The following is an 18644-nucleotide window of genomic DNA, read 5'->3' on the forward strand; positions in this document are numbered from 1 at the left end:
CGAAACCTTGGGAGAGCGTAAGACTCGCAAACGACCCTAACAAGGAGGTGTGGCGCACGTGCGTCGATCAACCCTGAAGAGATCCCACCTGAGGGGCGCCGCCGGAGCCGCTCTGTCGCTCACCCTGGCGGCCACGGCCGTGGCGACGGTGGCACCGATGGCCTCGGCCGAACCCGGCGACGGAGCCGGCTCGGCCGTGACGTCCACGACGTCTCAGGCGGTCGCCGACCCCGACGTCCAGCCGGGCGAGGTGGCGAGCTTCAACATGGAGCACACCAGCAACGTCCCGAAGAACGGTTCGATCCAGAGCACCGGCTCCGACATCGCGTTCCAGGGCAAGTACGCGTTCGCCGGCAACTACGACGGCTTCACCGTCTACGACCTGTCGAACCCCGCCGAGCCGGTGCAGGCCCTCCAGGTGTACTGCCCGGGCGGCCAGAACGACGTCTCGGTGTACAAGGACATCCTGGTGCTGTCCACCGACTCGCGTCGCACCGACGACTCGTGCAACAGTCAGGCGACGTCCGACCCGGAGAACTACTGGGAGGGCATCAAGATCTGGGACATCTCGGATCCGCTGAACCCCGAGTACGTGAAGTCGGTGGCGACGGACTGCGGTTCGCACACCCACTCCCTGGCGCCGACGAAGCGCGGCAAGGACCTGTACGTCTACGTCTCGTCGTACTTCCCGAGCGACCAGCTCGCCAACTGCCAGCCGCCGCACGACCTGATCTCGGTCATCAAGATCCCGACCCGCAACCTGGAGGCGGCCGAGGTCGTGGCGGAGCCGGTGCTGTTCCCGGACGGTGGCTACGAGTCCCCGTCAGGCCCGGACAGCTACTACTCGACGTCGGGATGCCACGACATCACCACCTACGTGCAGCTCGACCTCGCGGCCGGCGCCTGCATGGGTGACGGCATCCTCCTGGACATCTCCGACCGCGAGGAGCCCAAGGTCATCAGCAGCGTGCGGGACACCGAGAACTTCGCGTTCTGGCACTCTGCAACGTTCAACAACGACGGCACCAAGGTCGTCTTCACGGACGAGCTCGGTGGTGGCGGTCTCGCGACCTGCACCGACGAGTTCCGGCCCGAGCAGGGCGCGAACGGCATCTACGACATCGAGCGCACCTGGCACCACGGCGAGGGCAAGGGCAAGAAGTGGCGCTGGGGCAAGGAGCTCGTCTTCAAGTCGTACTACAAGATCCCGCGCGTCAACACCGAGGACGAGAACTGCGTGGCGCACAACGGGTCGCTGATCCCTGTCCGGGGCAAGGACCTCATGGTCCAGTCCTGGTACCAGGGCGGCACCTCGGTGTTCGACTTCACGGACTCCGAGAACCCTAAGGAGCTCGCGTGGTTCGACCGCGGCGCGGGCCTCAGCGGCGGCGGCACGTGGTCGTCGTACTACTACAACGGCTACGTCTACTCGAACGACCTGTCGGTCGGCTTCGACACGTTCAAGCTGGACCGGTCGATCGACTGGAGGGCGAAGAAGCACCTGAAGTCGCTCAACCCGCAGGCACAGCAGAGGTTCTGACCTGTAGCCGCCGAGCAGGGCCGTCATCACCTCGCGGTGATGGCGGCCCTGCCGCGTTGTATGGGATTCTCCCGGTATGAGTCCGGTGCCGCCCTCCGATGTCCTGTCCGACGACGGCGCACCGGGTGGCGATGCGCCCCCCGCTCCGCCGTCGGGCAGCTACGGCCTGCGCAAACGCCTCCGCGTGATGGGCGCGATCCTGGCGGGCGGCATCGCCGCCGCCCTGGCCCTCACGTACTGGCTCGGTGTCGCGGTCCGCGCGCAGCAGGCCGCGGAGGGCTACAACGACGCGGATCGCGTGTACGCGCAGGTGATGGCCGAGCACAACGCCCAGGCCGTGGAGCTGGCGTCGCTGGCGCCGAACCGCAGCGAGAACCCGCGGGTCCTGGAGTTCGCGCACGAGATCGGGACGACGTCGGCCGCGCAGACCGGCGCCCTGGCCGGTTGGCTCCGCGACCGGATGGTGCCCGTGCCCGGCTCTGCGACGACCGCGCTCGCGCTGGTCGAGGCCGGCGGCCTGGAGGGAGCCGGGGACGACGGCGGGGGCGACGGGTCCGGCCCTCGGGCGCCGGCCGGGCTGAACCACGTGCACGGCACGGAGACTGACCACGGCATGCTGACGCCGGAGCAGATCACGCAGTTGGCGCGGCTGAACGGCGCGGAGTTCGACGCCGCCCTGCTGGGCGCGCTGGTCGAGCACCACTACGGAGGTCTCCAGCCGGCGGACGAGGTGATCGCCGACGGCATGGACCGGGACGCGAGAGCGCTCGCGAAGGCAGAACGCCAGCGCATCCGCGCCGAGGTGGAGGACCTGGTGGAACTGCTCGGGGAGCTGTGACATCGCTCCGGTGAAGCACTAGACCAGAGCGGCCGCCGCGGCGGCCGCTCCCGGGCGATGCGCGCGAACCTCGTGCCAGAGACGCCAACCTCATCTCTCTCCCGGCGAAACCCTCAAAGCAACCCCTGCTCGGCAGCCGTGGAGGTCGTTCATCACTCACGTCAGGTGGTCGTAGTCCCCCCGCGTCCAGGCCGCGTGCCGCTCCGCCGAGCGCTGCACGACGGCGCGGGCATCAGCGTCGATGACGGCGTCGAAGTTGTTGTAGAGCCGGTCGAAGTCGAACCGGCTGACATTGTCGGCGATCCGGAGCACCACGTTCCCCGACAACGGGAGCCGGTTCGGGTAGCTGCGCATGAACGAGACCGTCTTCCGGTCCGGGTTGGCGAAGATCGTGTCGCCGGTCAGCAGCACGCCGCGCCCCTCCGCGCCGGCCGCCCAGTACGCCACCGCGTTGCCGGGGAAGTGCCCGCCGGGCTGCGTGAGGGTCACGCCGGGCAGGATCTCCCGGTCTTCCTTCCACGTCTCGATCGCTGGGTCCGGGCGGGCCACCCATTCGGCGTCGGCCTCGCTGACGAGCACCGGGACGCCGCCGAAGCGCCGGCTCCACTCGACCTGCACGCCGTACATGTGCGGGTGGCTCGCCACGATGAACGCCAGCCCGCCGAGCTCTTCGACCCTTGCGACGGCGTCGTCGTCGATGTAACCGGGGACGTCGAACATGAGGTTGCCGCCCGGCGTGCGGACGATCTTCGGGGTGGGGCCGATGCCGACGCCGGGGACGGTGTGCAGGCCGTACAGGTCCGGCTCGAACTCGAAGACCTCGATGCGCTCGCCCGCGGCGGCCAGCTCGTCGAGGGTGGTCCAGTGCTGCCCGTCGGCGGGCACCCACTGTCGTTCGTCGTCGCAGATCGCGCAGACGGCGGGGCGCTCGGCGTGCTCGACGCCGCAGGTGCTGCAGATCCAGAAGGTCATGCTCGCCACGCTACGACCTCGACACGGCTTGCGGTCAACAAGGTCGGCCGGCTGTCGCTCGACACCCGGCCGACCGCACCCGCGCCGGAACCCGTCGGCAGGGGGAGGCGACTCCACCTCGCGGACGATCCCCGGAACCGCGCCGTCGTCCTAGCGTGAGGCCCATGAGCACAGCACACCAGGGGGGCGACCTCGAGGTCAGGTCCCTCGTCCGGATCTTCGGGACGGGTGACGGCGCGGTCCGCGCGGTCGACGACGTCTCGTTCCGCGCGCCGGCCGGCCGGCTGACGGGGTTCGTGGGCGGCAACGGAGCCGGCAAGACGTCGACCATGCGGATGATGATGGGAGTCCTCGCGCCGACGTCGGGCGAGACGCTGTTCGAGGGCCGGCCGATCACTGCGGCGGACCGCCGCGCCTTCGGCTACATGCCCGAGGAGCGTGGTCTCTACCCGAAGCAGCCCGTGCTCGACCAGCTCGTCTACCTCGGCCGGCTGCGCGGCGTCCCGGCACCGGCCGCACGCGCCGAGATCCTCGGCCACCTGGAGCGCCTCGGCCTCGCCGACCGGGCGAAGGACCACGTGGAGAAGCTGTCGCTCGGCAACCAGCAGCGCGTCCAGATCATCGCGGCGCTCATGGGGTCGCCCCGCGCGCTCATCCTGGACGAGCCGTTCAGCGGCCTCGACCCGGCCGCCGTCGACGGCATGGCCGACCTGCTGCGGGAGCACACCGCGCGCGGCGTGCCGGTGCTGTTCTCCTCGCACCAGCTCGACCTGGTGGAGCGGCTGTGCGAGCGGCTCGTCATCCTGCGGCGGGGCGAGGTCGTCGCCGACGGCACGCCCGCCGAACTCGCCACGCGCGGCACCGTGCGGCACCGTCTCGTGCTGTCGGGCGACGCCGGGTGGGTGCGGAGCGTGCCCGGCGTCCGCGCGATCGACGTCGACGGTCCCGTCGCGCTCCTCGAGATGTCCGACGACGGCGCCGGCCGCCGGCTGCTGCACTCCGCCCTGGAGCGCGGCGACGTCCGCGAGTTCTGCCCCGTGCGCCCGAGCCTGACCGAGATCTACCGAGAGGTGGCCGCATGATGCCCGGCACGAACGACTCACCCGCCTGGCTGATCGTCATGCAGCGCGAGATCGTCGCGCGCGTGATGAACAAGGCCTACCTCTTCGGCCTGCTCGTCACGGTGCTGCTCATCGCCGGCATCGCCGGGTTCTTCGCGTGGCAGAGCCAGCAGGTCGACACCTACGACGTGGCCGTCACCGCGGGCGACGACGCGGCGGCGACCGCCGTCGAACAGGCCGCCGCCGAACTGGGGGAGGACGGTGGCGAGCTCACCGTGCGCGAGGTCGCGAACGCGGACGCCGCCCGCGCCGCGCTCGAGGACGAGACCGCCGACGTGTGGCTCAGCAGCGGGCCGGACGGCTGGACCCTGGCCGGCTGGCGCGAACCGGACGGAAGCCTGACGCGGCTGCTCACGCCCGTCGTCGAGCGGGTCACCGTGACGGAGCGCGCGGAGGCCCTGGGGACGAGCTTCGACGAACTCGCCGCGGGCGGTGACCTGGTCACGGAGCGGCTCGACGGCGGGGCCGTGGATCCGGGTGTCGTGCAGTTCGCGAGCTTCGCGCTGGCGTTCCTGTTCTTCATGAGCGCCATCGGCTCGGGGCAGATGATCGCCGCCAGCGTCGTGGAGGAGAAGCAGTCGCGGCTGGTGGAGATCATCGCGTCGGCCGTGCCGCTGCGGGACGTGCTCGCGGGCAAGGTGCTCGGCAACTCGGTGATCGCGCTGGCGCAGAACCTCCTGTTCGCGACGGTGGGAGTGGTCGGGCTCGCGCTGACGGACTTCAAGGCGGCGGTGCCGGCGATGACGGCGTCGCTCGGCTGGTTCGTGGTCTTCTTCACCGTGGGGTTCGTGGCCGTCGCGGCCATGTACGCGATGGCGGGTGCGCTCGCGTCGCGCCTGGAGGACCTGCAGGGCACCACCGCACCCATGGGCGTGGTGCTCATGGCCGTCTACCTGACCACCTTCGGCGCCGACGGGACGCTCGAGCGGGTGCTGTCGTTCGTCCCGGTGACGTCGATCGTCTCCATGCCGGTGCGCGTGCTGTCCGGGGACGCCGGCTGGTGGGAGCCGGTCGTGGCGCTCGTGCTGCTCGCGGCCTTCGCCGCCGGGGTCGTGCTGGTCTCGGAGAGGGCGTACCGCCGGGCACTGCTGCAGACCGGAGGACGCGTCGGCTGGCGGCAGGCGCTGCGGGCGGGGTGAGCGGTCGGGGTGAAGGCTGGTCACCAGACCGTGCCGTGGCGGCAACACGAGTGAAACTCATGGACCCCAGCATGGGGAGGCGTGGGTGGACAACCCGACGCCGTCGCCTGAGGAGGCCGACCATGGATGCCGCAACCCGGATGCAGTCAATCGTCTCAGCAGCCGAGCGTTCCCGGACACGGAGGCCGGAGCGCGACCCCGAGCCCGGCGGGCAGGACCGGCGAAGCGCCGGCGACGCCCTGACGTGCGACCCGCAGGACCGCAAGCGCCGCGCGAACGCCGCCCTGCTGGACCTGGTCGTGGAGACGGCGGCGAAGCGGGGGATCTGAGCGGAGCCTCCGGCCGACCCGCGCCGTCGTGGCTGGTGGGAGTGCAGTCACCGAGCACGACGGCGTGGTCGCGCGGTGCGCCCGGGATGGTTGGGAAGTGCAGCCCATGGCCTGGGAGCCCGGCCTTGTGGAAAACTCCGGGCCATGCCCAAGCAGGAGGACTCCCCGCGCGATGGTGACGGCGTGCTGCTCGACAGCGTGCCCGAGCACATCAAGAACCCGTCCGAGCCGGATCCGGGCGAGCCGGGCGGGTCCGCACCGGAGGAGGCGGCCGGTGGCCCGCTGAGCAGGGCGCGGCAACGCGCCGGCGTGGGTGCGGCGCGTGCGGGTGCGGCGATCCGCCGCGGCGCGTCTCGTGGCGCCGGGGCGCTCGGCTCCGCCGGCCGGGCGATGCGCTCGGCCGTCCCCGCGAGCAGGAGGGGCCGGGCGATCCTGCTCGGCGGTACGGCCGTGGTGGTGGCGGGTGCCGTCGTGGGCGGGCTCGCCCTGCAGGCCCACCTGCGCGACGACCGGCTGCGCGCCGCGCCCGGCGGCGTCCTGACCCTGGCGGGGGCGCCGAGCGAGGCGTGGCAGGTCGATCTCGGCGACGCCGTCCAGCCGAGGATCGTCCCGCTGGGCCACGTCGCGGCGATCACGGTCGATGGCCAGGTGCTCGGGCTCGATCCCGCCACCGGCGAGGAGCTGTGGACCGTCGAGGTCCTGGAGCCCGACGCCGTGGCCGACGGCGCCGGCCTGCGGTGCGGCCCGTCGCGGCTCACGGTGGGCTCGGTCGCGGTGCGCACGGCGACGCCGTCGGACCCGCTGGTCTGCGTGACCGAGGGGACCGCGCCCGAGGTCGTCGTGATCGATGCCGGAGGCGACGCCGAACGCCGCACGCTCGAGCCGGGCGACGGCGACGCCCCCGCCGGCGCCGGTGCCGCTCCCGTCCATGCCCCGCTGCCCGACGGCGGCCTGGCGGTGCTCGCGCGCGACCAGACGCCTCTCGACGTCGGCGACGCACGCGTGGTCGAGGACGACGACGGGATCGCCGTGCTGAAGGGCCGCGTCGAGTCCGCTCCCGGCCTGACGGTGCGCGTGGAGGACGCGGCGACGGGCGAGGTCCGCTGGGGGCCTCGCACGGTGGCGTTCGACCCGGACCTGGAGGGCACCTCGTGCCTGGTGTGGGGTGACGACGGACCGGAACTGGACGTGCTCGGCGAGCTCACCTGGTCCGCCGACGAGCGCCGGATCAGTGCCGCGGCCTGCGGGATCTCGGCGAGTCTCGGGACGGCGGACGGCACGCCCGCACCCGGCGCGGACCAGCGGGACGGCGCACTCGTGCCGTGGGCGACCGACGATCCGGAGCTCGACGGCGCGTTCGTTCCCGAGTGGGAGGACACCCGCGACGTGCTGGTGCGAACGGCGGACATGACCGTGACGCTCACGGAGAAGGGGCAGGTCACGGCCTACGACACCGAGACGGGTGACCGCCGCTGGACCTCCGGCGTGCTCGGGAAGGACGCCGCCGCCGTCGCCGGGAGTGCGGTATTCGGCGCGTACACCGACGGCCGATCGGCGATGCTGGTCATCGACGGCCCGTCCACCGGCGGGGAGGGACAGCTCCGGCTCGTGGGGCTCGACCTGGACACGGGCGAGACCGTCTGGGACGTGGCTCAGGACGAACCGTACGCGCAGATCGCGAGCGTGAGTGGGCACCTCGTGCAGGTGAACGGCACCGGCGTCGCGGGGCTCGCGACGGGCGAGTAGCCCGGTCGCGGCCCGCCGGCCGGCGTCCTCGTCCCGGACGGCCTCGTCCGCGCTCCCGCCCGGACCGCACAACCCTTTCGGGGCGAGGTTCGTCGAGAGGGTCATGAAGCCAGGGATGGGAGCCCGCGATGGGTTGGCATGAAGAACTGGAGACGCTCGCGCGAGAGCGTGGCAGCGCGCTGACCGGATACGCGTACACGCTCTGCGGCGACGTGCGACAGGCCGAGGATCTCGTCCAGGAGGCGCTCGTGCGGTACTGCTCGCGGCTGGTGAAGCCGCGGGCGGTGCGTGGCGGCCAGGGATCCGGCGACCCGCGCATGCGGACGGTGCCGCTGGATGGTTCCGGCCTGTCGGAGCCACCGGCGCGGGTCGAGCGGATCGAGGCGTTCGTGCGTCGCACGATCCTGAACCTCTACCTCGACGGATGGCGGCGGAAGAAGCGCTGGACCGCCCTGGAGCCGCGGATCGCGGATCCCGTGGACGTGCGCTTCCCCGACTCGGGCATCACGGCCCGTGCCGACGTGGTGCAGGCCCTGAACGAGCTCACGCCCCGGCAGCGTTCCGCCGTCGTGCTCCGCTACTTCGAGGACATGACCATCTCGCAGGTCGCGGAGACACTCGGCACCGCGCCGGGCACGGTGAAGCGCTATCTGCACGACAGCATGCGCGTCCTGCGGGGCGTACTGGAACCGACGACGAGCGCGGCCGAAGGAGGCCACCGATGAGCCACCAGAGCGACCGGACCCCCGACCACGGCTGGATCGACCCGGACGGCAGCCGCGTCCTGGCCGAGACCCTCACCGCCATGGCGGCCGGCGTCGACCCCTACTCCCCGACCGGCCCCGCCGCGACGCTGGGGCACATGGCGGGCCGCGTGCGGCGGCGCAGGACGGCGAAGCTGGGCGCCGCCGGCGGCAGCGCGCTGGCCGTCGCCGGTGTGCTGGCCTTCGGCGCGACGCAGTTCACGCCGCCGCACGACGCCTCGCCGGTGCTGCCGGGAGATCCGTCGGTCTCGGTGTCGGTCAGCGCAGAGCCGACCACGGAACCGAGCGTCCCGCGCGACGAGTGGCGGATCGTCGACGGCTACCAGCCCGAGCTGCTCGAGGGAACGGACCTGGCTTGCGGTGTGCCGTGGTCCGAGGTGGTCGTGGCCGACGACGAGCGGCTGGCCTACGGCGACGACATCCGGACCTCGGCCGCGCTCGACGAGAACGGCGAGTGGAGACACACCCAGTCGGTGCCCGTCGCGGTGTACGACCCCGAGGGCAACGAGGTTCCGGCGGACGACCTGAACTGGCCGACACTCGTCTGGACGGACGCCGAGGGCCGTGTGGTCGACGTCGGGGGCTGGGACCTGTTCCCGTTCACCAACACGGAGAACGCCTCGGGCATCACCGAGGCCGGCTACGTCGGTGCCAACCAGTGCGCGCCGGAGGGCGCGAGCCGCGGCCTCCCGGACGGCGAGTACGAGGTGCGGGCCGCGACGATCCGGTACTCCGACGACGAACTGCTCGTCGGGCCCGCCGAGGAGGTGGTGGTCCTCGACGGCGTGCCGATGCTCGCCGGCCGCGCGGGCGGGGCCGAGGTGGCCGAGCCGATCGTCCTCCCGGAGGGACCGGACGAGGAGATCGTCGAGCAGCGTGGTGTCAACAGCGTCGTCCTGGACCGCACCGGTGAGCGTGAACGCTGGGTCTCGTACACCGGCGACCTCGCCGCGGCGGAGCGGCTGGCACTCGACGGAACGCCCTTCGAGGTGCGGAGCCGCTGCACCACGACCGGGACCGAGGAGGGCGGGAGCTTCCAGAGCGGGAACTACCTCGCCCTCGCCACGCTGCGCGGAACGTGGGCGGCACCCCCCGACACCGAGTCGGTGGCCCTCACCTGCGACGGTGAGGAGCACGTGCTCCTCTCGAGCCTCGAGTACACCGGCGACGGGTTCTCCGTGGACGGTGAGGTGGGCGTCGTGCTGGAGGCCGTCGACGCCGAGGTGGCTCAGGTCGAGCTCCGGATGGTCCCGATGACCGAGCGATGATCCGGAGCCGCCGACTCCCGGACCGCGTGGGCGGAGCACCGTCCGCGCGGTCCGGGTCGTGGCGGCACGCCTGGAGCCGCCGGTGCGCGCCAGGGCGGCACGACGCCGGCCCCGGCGGCGTGGCACGCCCGCGTCAGCCGCGGTAGCCCACCAGGGAGCCGTCGGCCGCGACGGACAGGAGCCGGCCGTCGACGGCGAACCAGATCGTGTCCTCGCTCTCCACGGTCCAGCGTGTCCGGCCCGTTCCGACGTCGACCGCGATCAGGTGAGACCGGCCTGCGTCCTGCGGCAGGACGTCTCCGTCGTCGCCGTAGATGATCTGGTACGCGTCCGGCGTACTGGCCAGCAGCAGCGACCGTCCGTCCGTGAACGCCGTCGGGGGCCGGACGGCGCCGTCGACGATCACCTCGTCGGCGCTCTGCTCCCACAGCACGTCGCCGGAGTCGAGGTCGATCCCCGTCGATCGTCCGTCGTGCCGACGGAAGATCCCGACCTGACCCACCCGGCCGACCATCGCCTCGGCTACATTCTCCAGTTCCCAGGCCGGCGATCCGTCGAGGCGATAGCCGTGCAGGGAGCTCCCCAGTTCGGTCATCAGGACGAACATGTCCGACGTCGTGCCGTCGGTCGCGTCGACGTCCGGCAGCCAACCGTTCGTCGTCAGGACCTCGGCTCCGTCGGCGGTGCGCACCGTCGCGGTCGTCTCGTTGCTCTCGTAGTCGTAGTCCTGCACGAAGAACAGGTCACCGGATTCGGACAGCCTGACGTCGTCGCCCGTGGTCGCCTTGCCGTCGGCACGGAACGATGCCTCGACGCCGCAGCCACGAACATGGATCAACCCGCCCCACACCGAGAGCGACAACGCGGTCGGGTCGATCACGGGTTCGCCCGCGTTGACCGTGGTCTCGAGGCACGAGCTGAGATCATCGTTCCAGGGCACGGTCTCCCGCCACACCTCGTCGCCGGTCCGAGCATCCTCCGCGTGGACGACGACGCGCCAGGTCGGATCGTCGTCCGACAGGGTGCATCCTCTCGGGAACATCGCCGCGTCCGAACAGTCGACGTCCGGCGCTTCTCCCCGGGAGTGGGCTCTGACGACCAGACCGTTCCAGGCGGGGGTCAGCTCGGCGCGCAGGTCCTCGGGCGCCAGGCGCCGTGGTTCCGACGCCTCGCCCGCCGCGTCGACGGCGATCACGCTGCGCTCGTCGGGGCGGCCCACCAGGCACACGATCTCGTCGAGGACGCGGGCCGCCCCACCGGCCTCCGGCGGAGTGCACTCGGGATCGTCACCGAGCGGGACACGCCAGGATTCCTCGCCGGAGCGGACGTCGATCGCGACGAGCTCGGCGTCGTCCCACCGCAACCGCTCGTCGAGATCGTGGAGTCCGGAGCGGTTCACCGCACTCTGTTCTCCCTCGAGGAAGACGACGTTCCGGCCGATCGCGACCGCGCCCGTGCCGAACCCGTACCACCCGGCAAGGTTCGTCGCGCCGGCCGGGACGTGGCGCCACGCCTCCTCGGGCGGTCCGGCCAGCGACTCGACGCCGCCGGGCGCCGTCCGCAACAGGTCCACACGGTGCTGCTCCCGCACGGTCCCGAACCCCGCCGCCGTGAGGACGACGGCGGCCGCGACGCCCGTGGCGATCAGGCTGGCCGCGCGATGGCGGGACACCCAGCCACGCGCCCCCACCATGCGGGCGAGAAACGCCGACCCGAGATCGCGCAGCAACTCGCCGCCACCCGACCGGGACGGGCCTCCCTGCCCGCCGCGACCGTCGTCGGCCTCGTTGATCTCGTGCTCGCCCTCGACCAGGTCGAAGACGATCCGGTCCTGTCTCCCCACGTGATCTCCTCGCCGCGAACGTTTCACGTGAACCATCGCTGCACAGAAAATCTATCGGGCGAACACGACAGTTCGCTGGGAAAGCCGGGCGCGCGGCGCAGACGCGACCACCGCCGAGAACGGACCCGACTACCCGAGGCCGACCAGATCGCCGTTCGCCTCGGCGACCAGGCGGCCGTTCACCGCCCGGACCACCCACCCGTCCGGCACGTCCCAGGACCACCGTCCGTCGCCGGAACGCAGGTCGAGCGTCACGGCACGCCGAGCTCCGCCCTCGCCCTCGACCAGGATCGTCACCCGCCGCCCATCGGTGAACGCCACCTCGTCCTCGTAGCCGTTCCATGCGCCGTCGGCCGGCATGCCGACCTGGGTCCGCCACACCGTCTCACCCGAGGCCAGGTCGATCCCGATCGCCACGCCCTCGCGGTCGAGCAGCACACCCTCTCGTTGCGTGCGCGCCAGGAACAGCTCCGCGGTCTGGTCGACGTTCCAGAGGATCCGGCCGTCCTCCCCGACGTGCAGCAACTGCGCGCCCCGCTGGACGAGGGTGACCGCGCCGGGGGACCCGTCCGTGGCGACCGGGTCCAGCACCACGCCGGACGCGTCGCGTTCCCCTTCCCCGTCCGGGCCGAACATCAACGTCAGACCCGTGCCGATGGCGCCCGCCCGGGCCCAGGCGCGGTAGCCGCCGTCGGGCCGGGCCAGGACCTCGACGTCCCCGCGTATCGACCGCGCGCGCTCCAGCACCCGCCCGTTCGCCGCCACCCAGGCGTCGATCCCGCACCCCTCCACCAGCACCGTGTGCGCGGTCGTGGCCAGCGTGACCGACTCGAGGTCGAGCTCGGCGCCGTCGGCGCAGCGCTCCGCGCGACCCACCGTGCGGAACTCGATGGTGCGACGCCACCGCACGGCGCCCGTCGCGGCGTCCGTGGCCTCCACGCGCACGTCGCGCGCGTCCGTGATCGCACCGAACCACTGACACACGCCGCCCTCGCACGACGAGCTGACCGGCGAGTCCCCCGGCTCCGGCCCGATCCGCTCCGCCGTCAGGAACGTGCCGTCGGGCCCCGGGACCCGCGGCGGATCGCCGTCCGGGGGCACGCACACCGGGTACTCCGGACGGCCCACCTCCGGACCGCAGAGCGTGGTCGCCGCCGGCCCGAAGTCCGCGACCACCTCACCCGAGCGAGGGTCCAGGCCGACGACGTCGCCGCGCACCGTCGCCACCACCAGTTCCGCCGAGGGCCACGGGCCGGCGACGTCCGGGACACGCCAGCGCTCGCGCGGCGGGCCCTCCAGGGACAGCACGCCGCCGGGGGCACCCATCAGACGCTCGGTCCGTTCCCGGTACTCGCCCACCTCGTCCACGACGACGGCGACGACCAGCCCGAGCACGAAGACCGCCAGGAACCACCATCGCCGGCGCCGCCACCACGGCCGGGCCGGCACTGAGAGCCGCACCGGGCCGTCCCCGTCCCAGACACCGGGCTCCGCGTCGGTACCCGGTTCGCCACCGGGACCGGCGGTAGGCGTGGCCGAATCGTCGTCCTCGAGCTCGAAGACGACGCGGTCCGCGCTCTCTGGCCGGCCCATCCCTCCATCATCGCGGGTCAGGACCGGAGAAACTAGAGGTCGTCAGGCGGGCAGGCGCTCGCGGAGCCAGGCGATGTCCGGCGCCATGTCACCCTTCGTCTCGCAGATCACCGGCGCCCCGGCGGCCGCGATCACCGCCACGAGCTGCTCCTCGGGGATGGTGCCGCGCCCGAAGTTGGTGTGCCGGTCCGCGCCGGAGCCCGCCTCGTCCCGGGAGTCGTTGGCGTGCACCAGGTCGATCCGGCCCGTGATCGCCCGGATCCGATCGGCCGCCTCGGTCAGGTCGATCCCGCCCGCCCAGGCGTGACAGGTGTCGAGACAGAAGCCGACGACATCGGCGCCGTCGGCCCGCTGGATCGCCTCCCAGAGCTGCTCGATGCGCTCCAGGGTGCGGGCCATGGAGTGATCGCCGCCGGCGGTGTTCTCGACGAGCACGGGGACGTCGGTCTCCAACGCGTCGATGGCCTTGCGCCAGTTGTCGAAGCCCTTGGCCGGGTCGTCGTTCACGGTGACGTTCCCGCCGTGCACGACGACGCCGCGGGCGCCCATCTCGGCGGCGCGGTCCATCGTGGTCTGCAGCAGCTTGCGGCTCGGTATCCGGATGCGGTTGTTCGTGGAGGCCACGTTGACGATGTACGGGGCGTGCACGAACACGTCCAGCCCGGCCGCCGCGGCGTCGGCCCGGAACGCCTCGGCACCGCCCTCGTACGCGAGATCCGGGATCTTCCACTGCTGCGGGTCGTTCACGAACACCTGCACCTGGTCGGCCCCGAGCGCCCGCGCCTCGGACACGGCGTCGGCAAGAGCCACGTGCGCACCGATCTTCACCATGGGCCCCACCCTAGGAGGTCTGTCTGACAAGCGCCGCCGTCGCGGGCGTCGTCGGCCCGTGCGACCTCCTACGATGTCGCCGTGACCGGATACGACGCCGAGTTCATCGGCCCCGGCGGCCTCGCCGTCCCGCTCCCCGTACCCGCCCAGAGGACCCGCCGTCTCGACTACACGCACTTCAGCGTGCTGCTGGACCCGGCGCGCCGCCTCGCGTCGGTGACCGCCTGCACCATCGACGGGGGCAAGCTCGTCGACCTGCCCCGCACCGGGAGCTGGCGGCTCGACCCCCGCGTCCCGGCACGGGAGCAGGCGGGCAAGAGCCTGTACGAGAACAATCCGCTCGACCGGGGTCACCTCGTACGCCGGCTCGACCCTGTCTGGGGTGACATGGCGTCGGCGGAGCAGGCGAACGCCGACACGTTCACCTTCACGAACGCGGCCCCTCAGGTGGACGCGTTCAACCAGTCGAAGGAGCTGTGGAACGGGCTCGAGGACCACGTCCTGGAGTACGCGAACTCCCACGACCACCGGATCGTCGTGTTCACCGGCCCTGTCCTGGACGAGGACGACCCGGTCTACCGGGGCGTGGCGATCCCCCGGATGTTCTGGAAGGTGGTCGCGTGGGCCTCGGCCGGTGACGGTCCGACGGGCGACGAAGGGGACTCACGTCTCTACGCCGCGGGTTTCGTGCTCGATCAGACCCCGCAGCTCGACGACGCCGACCTCGACGCGATCACCGCCCAGGCGCTCGCCCGCGACCAGGTGCCGCCGCTCGGGCCGTTCCGCACCTATCAGGTACCGGTGGTCGACGTGGGATCCCTCACATCGATCGATCTCGGCCCCCTGCTCACCGCGGACGTCCTCGGCATGGAACCGCAGCCGCCGTCGGGCAACGAACCCGCCGAGATCCTCATACAACGGGTACCGCAGGCGCGGCGCTGGGCAGAACTGACCGTGCGGGAGCAGATCCGCCTGCGGGCCGGTTCGTGACCGTTCGGGGTTCGGACGCAAAGTTCGTCTCAACGCCGGTTACCAATAGTCTCTAGATCGTGAGTGACACAACCACTGCCCGCGGCTCGGCACGTCACGAGATTCCCGACCCGCTGCGAGACGACGTCCGACTGCTCGGCGGCCTTCTCGGCGATATCCTTCGCGAGGCCGGCGGGCAGGAACTGCTCGACGACGTCGAGCGGCTGCGTGAACTGACCATCGAGGCCTACGGCAACGGCCACGACGGGGCGCTGGCCGCGGCGGCGGAGCTCGTCGACGGCTTCACGCTGGAGCGTGCCGAACAGGTCGCCCGAGCCTTCACCTGCTACTTCCACCTGGCGAACCTCGCCGAGGAGTTCCACCGGGTGCGCGTGCTGCGTACCCGGGAGGCGGGGACCGCCAGCGGTCCCGCCGTCCTGGAGGGGACTCTTCCCGAGGCGTTCGCTCAGCTCACCGAGGAGGTCGGGCGGAACGAGGCGCTGCGCCGTCTCGACGAGCTCGAGTTCCGCCCGGTTCTGACCGCCCACCCGACCGAGGCCCGTCGTCGCGCCATCAGCGGCACGATCCGGCGCATCGGCAACCTTCTCGCCGAGCGGGACGAGCAGCGCCTCGGGGGAGTGTCCCGCGCCGAGAACGAGCGCAGGCTGCTCGCCGAGATCGACACCATGTGGCGCACCTCCCCGATCCGGCAGTCCAAGCCGTCCGTGCTCGACGAGGTCAAGACCATCATGGGCGTGTTCGACGCCGTCATGGTCGACGTCTTCCCCGACGTGTACCGCCGTCTCGACGACTGGCTGCTCGCCGGCGACGCCGGCAAGGTGCCCCCGGTGGCCAAGCCGTTCGTGCGCCTCGGCTCCTGGATCGGCGGTGACCGAGACGGGAACCCGAACGTCACCGCCGACGTCACCCGCAGGGCGGCCACGCTCGCGTCGGAGCACGCCCTCACGGCGCTGGAGCGCGTCGCGGTCGAGGCGGGCCGCCGGCTCACGCTCGACGAGGGCGACACCCCGCCGTCGTCCGAGCTGAACGGCCTGCTGCTCCGCCAGAAGCAGATGTCGGGCGAGCTCGCCGACAAGGCCGCGGCCGCCTCCCCGCGGGAACCGCACCGGGCCGCGATGCTCGCCATCGCCGACCGGATCGCCGCCACGCGCACCCGCGACGCCGACCTCGCCTACGCGGATGCCGAGGAACTGGAGCAGGATCTCCGGGTCGTCCAGGACTCGCTCGTCGCGGCCGGCGCGCCCCGCGCCGCCTACGGCGACCTGCAGCGCCTCATGTGGCAGGTGCAGACCTTCGGCTTCCACCTCGCGGAGCTCGAGATCCGGCAGCACTCCCAGGTGCACGCCGCGGCGCTCGAGGAGATCCGCGCGAAGGGGGTGCACGGCGACCTGAGCGAGCGCACCACCGAGGTGCTCGACACCTTCCGTGCGCTCGGCGCCGTCCAGCGGCGGTACGGCAAGCGAGCGGCCCGGCGGTACATCGTCTCCTTCACGCAGGAGCCGGCACACCTGGCCGCCGTGTACGAACTCGCCGCGCTCGCCTTCGAGGGCTCGGACGACGCCCCGGTCATCGACGCGATCCCGCTGTTCGAGACGTTCGCCGACCTGCGCAACTCCGTGGACATCCTGGAATCGATGCTCACACTGCCGGCCGTGCAGAAGCGGCTCGCGGACAACGGGCGCCGGGTCGAGGTCATGCTCGGCTACTCCGACTCGTCGAAGGACGTCGGGCCGGTCTCGGCCACCCTCGCGACCGACCAGGCCCAGTCGCGGATCGCGGAGTGGGCCCGGCGGCACGACATCACGCTCACGCTGTTCCACGGCCGCGGGGGCGCGCTCGGCCGCGGCGGCGGCCCCGCGAACCGCGCGGTGCTCGCGCAGCCGCCGCACTCGGTGGACGGCCGGTTCAAGCTGACGGAGCAGGGCGAGGTCATCCTGGCGCGTTACGGCGACCCGATGATCGCCGCCCGGCACATCGAGCAGGTCGCCGCGGCGACGCTGCTCGCGTCGGCCCCGTCCGTCGAGAAGCGCAACGCGGACGCGGCTGCGGACTTCACCGGGCTCGCCGAGCGCCTCGACACCGCGTCGCGGGGCCGGTTCCACGAGCTCGTGCGGTCCGAGGGGTTCCCGCAGTGGTTCGCGCAGGTCACGCCGCTGGAGGAGGTCGGCATGCTGCCGATCGGCTCCCGGCCGGCGAAGCGCGGCCTGTCGGTGAACAGCCTCGACGACCTGCGCGCCATCCCGTGGGTGTTCTCCTGGTCGCAGGCGCGCATCAACCTGGCCGGCTGGTTCGGGCTGGGCACCGCCCTGAAGGAGTTCGGCGAGGCGGCCGACGGCGGCCTGGACCGCCTCCGGGAGGCCCGCGACCGGTGGCCGCTGTTCGCGACGCTGCTGGACAACGTCGAGATGTCGCTCGCCAAGACGGACGAGCGGATCGCCGAGATGTACCTGGCGCTCGGCGACCGGGACGACCTCGCGCGCATGGTGCTCGACGAACTCCGGCTCACCCGTGAGTGGGTGCTGAGGATCTCGGGCAACGCGTACCCGCTGGCCGGCCGCCGCGTGCTGGGTCGCGCCGTGCAGGTGCGCTCGCCCTACGTCGACGCGCTCTCGCTGCTGCAGGTCCGCGCGCTGCGGGGCCTGCGGACGGGGGCCGACGGCGAGGCGGAGGTCGACGAGGCCTACCGCGGACGCCTGCAGCACCTGCTGCTCCTGACGGTCAACGGCGTCTCGGCGGGCCTGCAGAACACCGGCTGAGCGACCGCGGGACGAGGTCGCGGCGATCGACGGGTTCGGCGAGGAGAGGGGACGATGGACATGGCGCCAGTACTGGTGGGAACCTCGCACGGGACGGACGACGCCGCGGGGCAGGCCGCCGTGCGCGCGCTGCTGGACGGCGTCCGTGCCGCGCGGCCCGACCTCGACGTGCGCGAGGCGTTCGTCGACGTGCAGACCCCCGAGGTCGACGACGTGCTGGCGGGGGCCGTGGCCGACGCGGGCTCCGCCGTCGTCGTCCCCCTGCTGCTGTCGACGGGTTATCACGTGCGGCACGACATCGCCCGCGCGGTCGCCGCGCACGATGACGCGGCGGTCTCCGCAGAGCCGCTCGGCCCGGACCCACGGCTCGTCGACCTGCTGACCGACCGGCTCGCGGAGATCGACGAGAGTTCGGGCCTCCGGCCGGACGACGCCGTGGTGCTGGCCGCCGCCGGGTCGTCGGTCGCGGCGGCGGCCGTCGCGGTCGAGGAGGTCGCGGCCGGCCTCGCGGAGCGGCTGGGCCGTCCGGTGACGCCGTCGTACGGCGCCGGCGCCGAGCCGCGCGTCCCGGCAGCGGTCGCGGCGGTGCGGGCGGGATCGACCGGCGACGGCGGTGGCGGCGAGGGCGAAGCCGTCGTGGCGGGCACGACCCCTGCGGAGGGCGACGCCGGCGTGCCCGGCCGGGTCGTGGTCGCCTCCTACCTGCTGGCCCCGGGGTACTTCCACGACCGCGTCCTGGAAGCGGGGGCGGACGTCGTGACCGCCCCGCTGGCGCCGTCGGGCACCCCGGACGACCGCCTGGTCCGGATCGTCCTCGATCGCTACGAGGCAGCGGCGGATCGGCTCGCGCTGAGGCGCAGCTCGTAGCGTCCTGCGCCCGGAACCTGTCCCAGGGATTCCGCGCGCCGATCGCC

The 18644-nt window shown here is 72.4% G+C and carries 15 protein-coding genes; 11 read left to right on the forward strand and 4 right to left on the reverse strand.

Features of this window, described 5'->3' with window-relative positions:
* The first annotated feature begins 58 nt into the window (after nucleotides 1-58).
* Together IIE03_RS19825 and IIE03_RS19830 are read left to right on the forward strand one after the other, a co-directional pair.
* Complete coding sequence (locus IIE03_RS19825; RefSeq protein WP_318843086.1) at nucleotides 59-1540, forward strand: LVIVD repeat-containing protein; 1482 nt, start codon at nucleotides 59-61, stop codon at nucleotides 1538-1540.
* A 76-nt stretch (nucleotides 1541-1616) separates the two neighbouring features.
* On the forward strand, nucleotides 1617-2378 hold the full coding sequence (locus IIE03_RS19830) for a DUF305 domain-containing protein (protein ID WP_192864491.1): 762 nt from the start codon (nucleotides 1617-1619) through the stop codon (nucleotides 2376-2378).
* A 156-nt stretch (nucleotides 2379-2534) separates the two neighbouring features.
* On the opposite strand, the gene IIE03_RS19835 is transcribed toward IIE03_RS19830, so the two are convergent.
* Entirely contained in the window at nucleotides 2535-3350 is an 816-nt protein-coding gene (locus tag IIE03_RS19835; RefSeq protein WP_192864492.1) for an MBL fold metallo-hydrolase, read from the reverse strand.
* A gap of 164 nt (nucleotides 3351-3514) precedes the next feature.
* Between IIE03_RS19835 and IIE03_RS19840 the strand changes: the two genes are divergently transcribed.
* The 6 genes from IIE03_RS19840 (at nucleotide 3515) to IIE03_RS19865 (ending at nucleotide 9717) form a co-directional block, all read left to right on the forward strand.
* Nucleotides 3515-4432, forward strand: a complete 918-nt coding sequence (locus IIE03_RS19840; RefSeq protein WP_192864493.1) for an ABC transporter ATP-binding protein — start codon at nucleotides 3515-3517, stop codon at nucleotides 4430-4432.
* A complete protein-coding gene (locus IIE03_RS19845) occupies nucleotides 4432-5610 on the forward strand; it encodes an ABC transporter permease (protein WP_193107593.1) in 1179 nt (392 codons plus the stop codon). Before IIE03_RS19840 ends, IIE03_RS19845 begins: the two co-directional genes overlap by 1 nt.
* A 122-nt stretch (nucleotides 5611-5732) precedes the next feature.
* Complete coding sequence (locus tag IIE03_RS19850) at nucleotides 5733-5939, forward strand: hypothetical protein (RefSeq protein ID WP_192864495.1); 207 nt, start codon at nucleotides 5733-5735, stop codon at nucleotides 5937-5939.
* Nucleotides 5940-6083: 144 nt separating this feature from the next.
* Nucleotides 6084-7685: a PQQ-binding-like beta-propeller repeat protein gene (locus IIE03_RS19855; protein WP_192864496.1), complete on the forward strand. Its 1602-nt coding sequence runs from the start codon at nucleotides 6084-6086 to the stop codon at nucleotides 7683-7685.
* Nucleotides 7686-7813: 128 nt separating this feature from the next.
* Nucleotides 7814-8410, forward strand: a complete 597-nt coding sequence (locus IIE03_RS19860; protein ID WP_192864497.1) for a sigma-70 family RNA polymerase sigma factor — start codon at nucleotides 7814-7816, stop codon at nucleotides 8408-8410.
* On the forward strand, nucleotides 8407-9717 hold the full coding sequence (locus IIE03_RS19865; RefSeq protein WP_192864498.1) for a hypothetical protein: 1311 nt from the start codon (nucleotides 8407-8409) through the stop codon (nucleotides 9715-9717). The genes IIE03_RS19860 and IIE03_RS19865 overlap by 4 nt, the downstream gene beginning before the upstream one ends.
* A gap of 133 nt (nucleotides 9718-9850) precedes the next feature.
* Here the strand turns inward: IIE03_RS19865 and IIE03_RS26895 are convergent, their stop codons facing one another.
* The 3 genes from IIE03_RS26895 to IIE03_RS19880 form a co-directional block, all read right to left on the reverse strand.
* Complete coding sequence (locus IIE03_RS26895; RefSeq protein ID WP_192864499.1) at nucleotides 9851-11560, reverse strand: PQQ-binding-like beta-propeller repeat protein; 1710 nt, start codon at nucleotides 11558-11560, stop codon at nucleotides 9851-9853.
* Between the two features lie 129 nt (nucleotides 11561-11689).
* A complete protein-coding gene (locus tag IIE03_RS19875; RefSeq protein WP_192864500.1) occupies nucleotides 11690-13153 on the reverse strand; it encodes a hypothetical protein in 1464 nt (487 codons plus the stop codon).
* A gap of 42 nt (nucleotides 13154-13195) precedes the next feature.
* Nucleotides 13196-13984, reverse strand: a complete 789-nt coding sequence (locus IIE03_RS19880) for a deoxyribonuclease IV (protein ID WP_192864501.1) — start codon at nucleotides 13982-13984, stop codon at nucleotides 13196-13198.
* 81 nt (nucleotides 13985-14065) lie between these two features.
* Here IIE03_RS19880 and IIE03_RS19885 point away from each other — a divergent pair, with 81 nt between their 5' ends.
* Genes IIE03_RS19885 through IIE03_RS19895 form a run of 3 tightly spaced genes read left to right on the forward strand, consistent with a single transcriptional unit; the run spans nucleotide 14066 to nucleotide 18597 of the window.
* On the forward strand, nucleotides 14066-14974 hold the full coding sequence (locus IIE03_RS19885) for a DNA/RNA non-specific endonuclease (protein WP_192864502.1): 909 nt from the start codon (nucleotides 14066-14068) through the stop codon (nucleotides 14972-14974).
* A gap of 59 nt (nucleotides 14975-15033) precedes the next feature.
* Entirely contained in the window at nucleotides 15034-17730 is a 2697-nt protein-coding gene (locus IIE03_RS19890) for a phosphoenolpyruvate carboxylase (RefSeq protein ID WP_192864503.1), read from the forward strand.
* Between the two features lie 60 nt (nucleotides 17731-17790).
* Nucleotides 17791-18597 carry a sirohydrochlorin chelatase gene (locus tag IIE03_RS19895; protein ID WP_192864562.1) on the forward strand — a complete coding sequence of 269 codons (807 nt, stop codon included), beginning with the start codon at nucleotides 17791-17793 and terminating at the stop codon, nucleotides 18595-18597.
* Nucleotides 18598-18644 lie beyond the last annotated feature (47 nt).

This window comes from Myceligenerans pegani (genome assembly GCF_014892515.1).
In the GTDB taxonomy this organism is placed as follows: domain Bacteria; phylum Actinomycetota; class Actinomycetes; order Actinomycetales; family Cellulomonadaceae; genus Myceligenerans; species Myceligenerans pegani.

Excerpts from the sequence above, each read along its gene's own strand:
- IIE03_RS19830 (WP_192864491.1), top strand. The coding sequence starts at position 1,617 with ATGAGTCCGGTGCCGCCCTCCGATGTCCTGTCCGACGACGGCGCACCG.
- IIE03_RS19835 (WP_192864492.1), bottom strand. The coding sequence starts at position 3,350 with ATGACCTTCTGGATCTGCAGCACCTGCGGCGTCGAGCACGCCGAGCGC.
- IIE03_RS19840 (WP_192864493.1), top strand. The coding sequence starts at position 3,515 with ATGAGCACAGCACACCAGGGGGGCGACCTCGAGGTCAGGTCCCTCGTC.
- IIE03_RS19845 (WP_193107593.1), top strand. The coding sequence starts at position 4,432 with ATGCCCGGCACGAACGACTCACCCGCCTGGCTGATCGTCATGCAGCGC.
- IIE03_RS19850 (WP_192864495.1), top strand. The coding sequence starts at position 5,733 with ATGGATGCCGCAACCCGGATGCAGTCAATCGTCTCAGCAGCCGAGCGT.
- IIE03_RS19855 (WP_192864496.1), top strand. The coding sequence starts at position 6,084 with ATGCCCAAGCAGGAGGACTCCCCGCGCGATGGTGACGGCGTGCTGCTC.
- IIE03_RS19860 (WP_192864497.1), top strand. The coding sequence starts at position 7,814 with ATGGGTTGGCATGAAGAACTGGAGACGCTCGCGCGAGAGCGTGGCAGC.
- IIE03_RS19865 (WP_192864498.1), top strand. The coding sequence starts at position 8,407 with ATGAGCCACCAGAGCGACCGGACCCCCGACCACGGCTGGATCGACCCG.
- IIE03_RS19875 (WP_192864500.1), bottom strand. The coding sequence starts at position 13,153 with ATGGGCCGGCCAGAGAGCGCGGACCGCGTCGTCTTCGAGCTCGAGGAC.
- IIE03_RS19880 (WP_192864501.1), bottom strand. The coding sequence starts at position 13,984 with ATGGTGAAGATCGGTGCGCACGTGGCTCTTGCCGACGCCGTGTCCGAG.
- IIE03_RS19895 (WP_192864562.1), top strand. The coding sequence starts at position 17,791 with ATGGCGCCAGTACTGGTGGGAACCTCGCACGGGACGGACGACGCCGCG.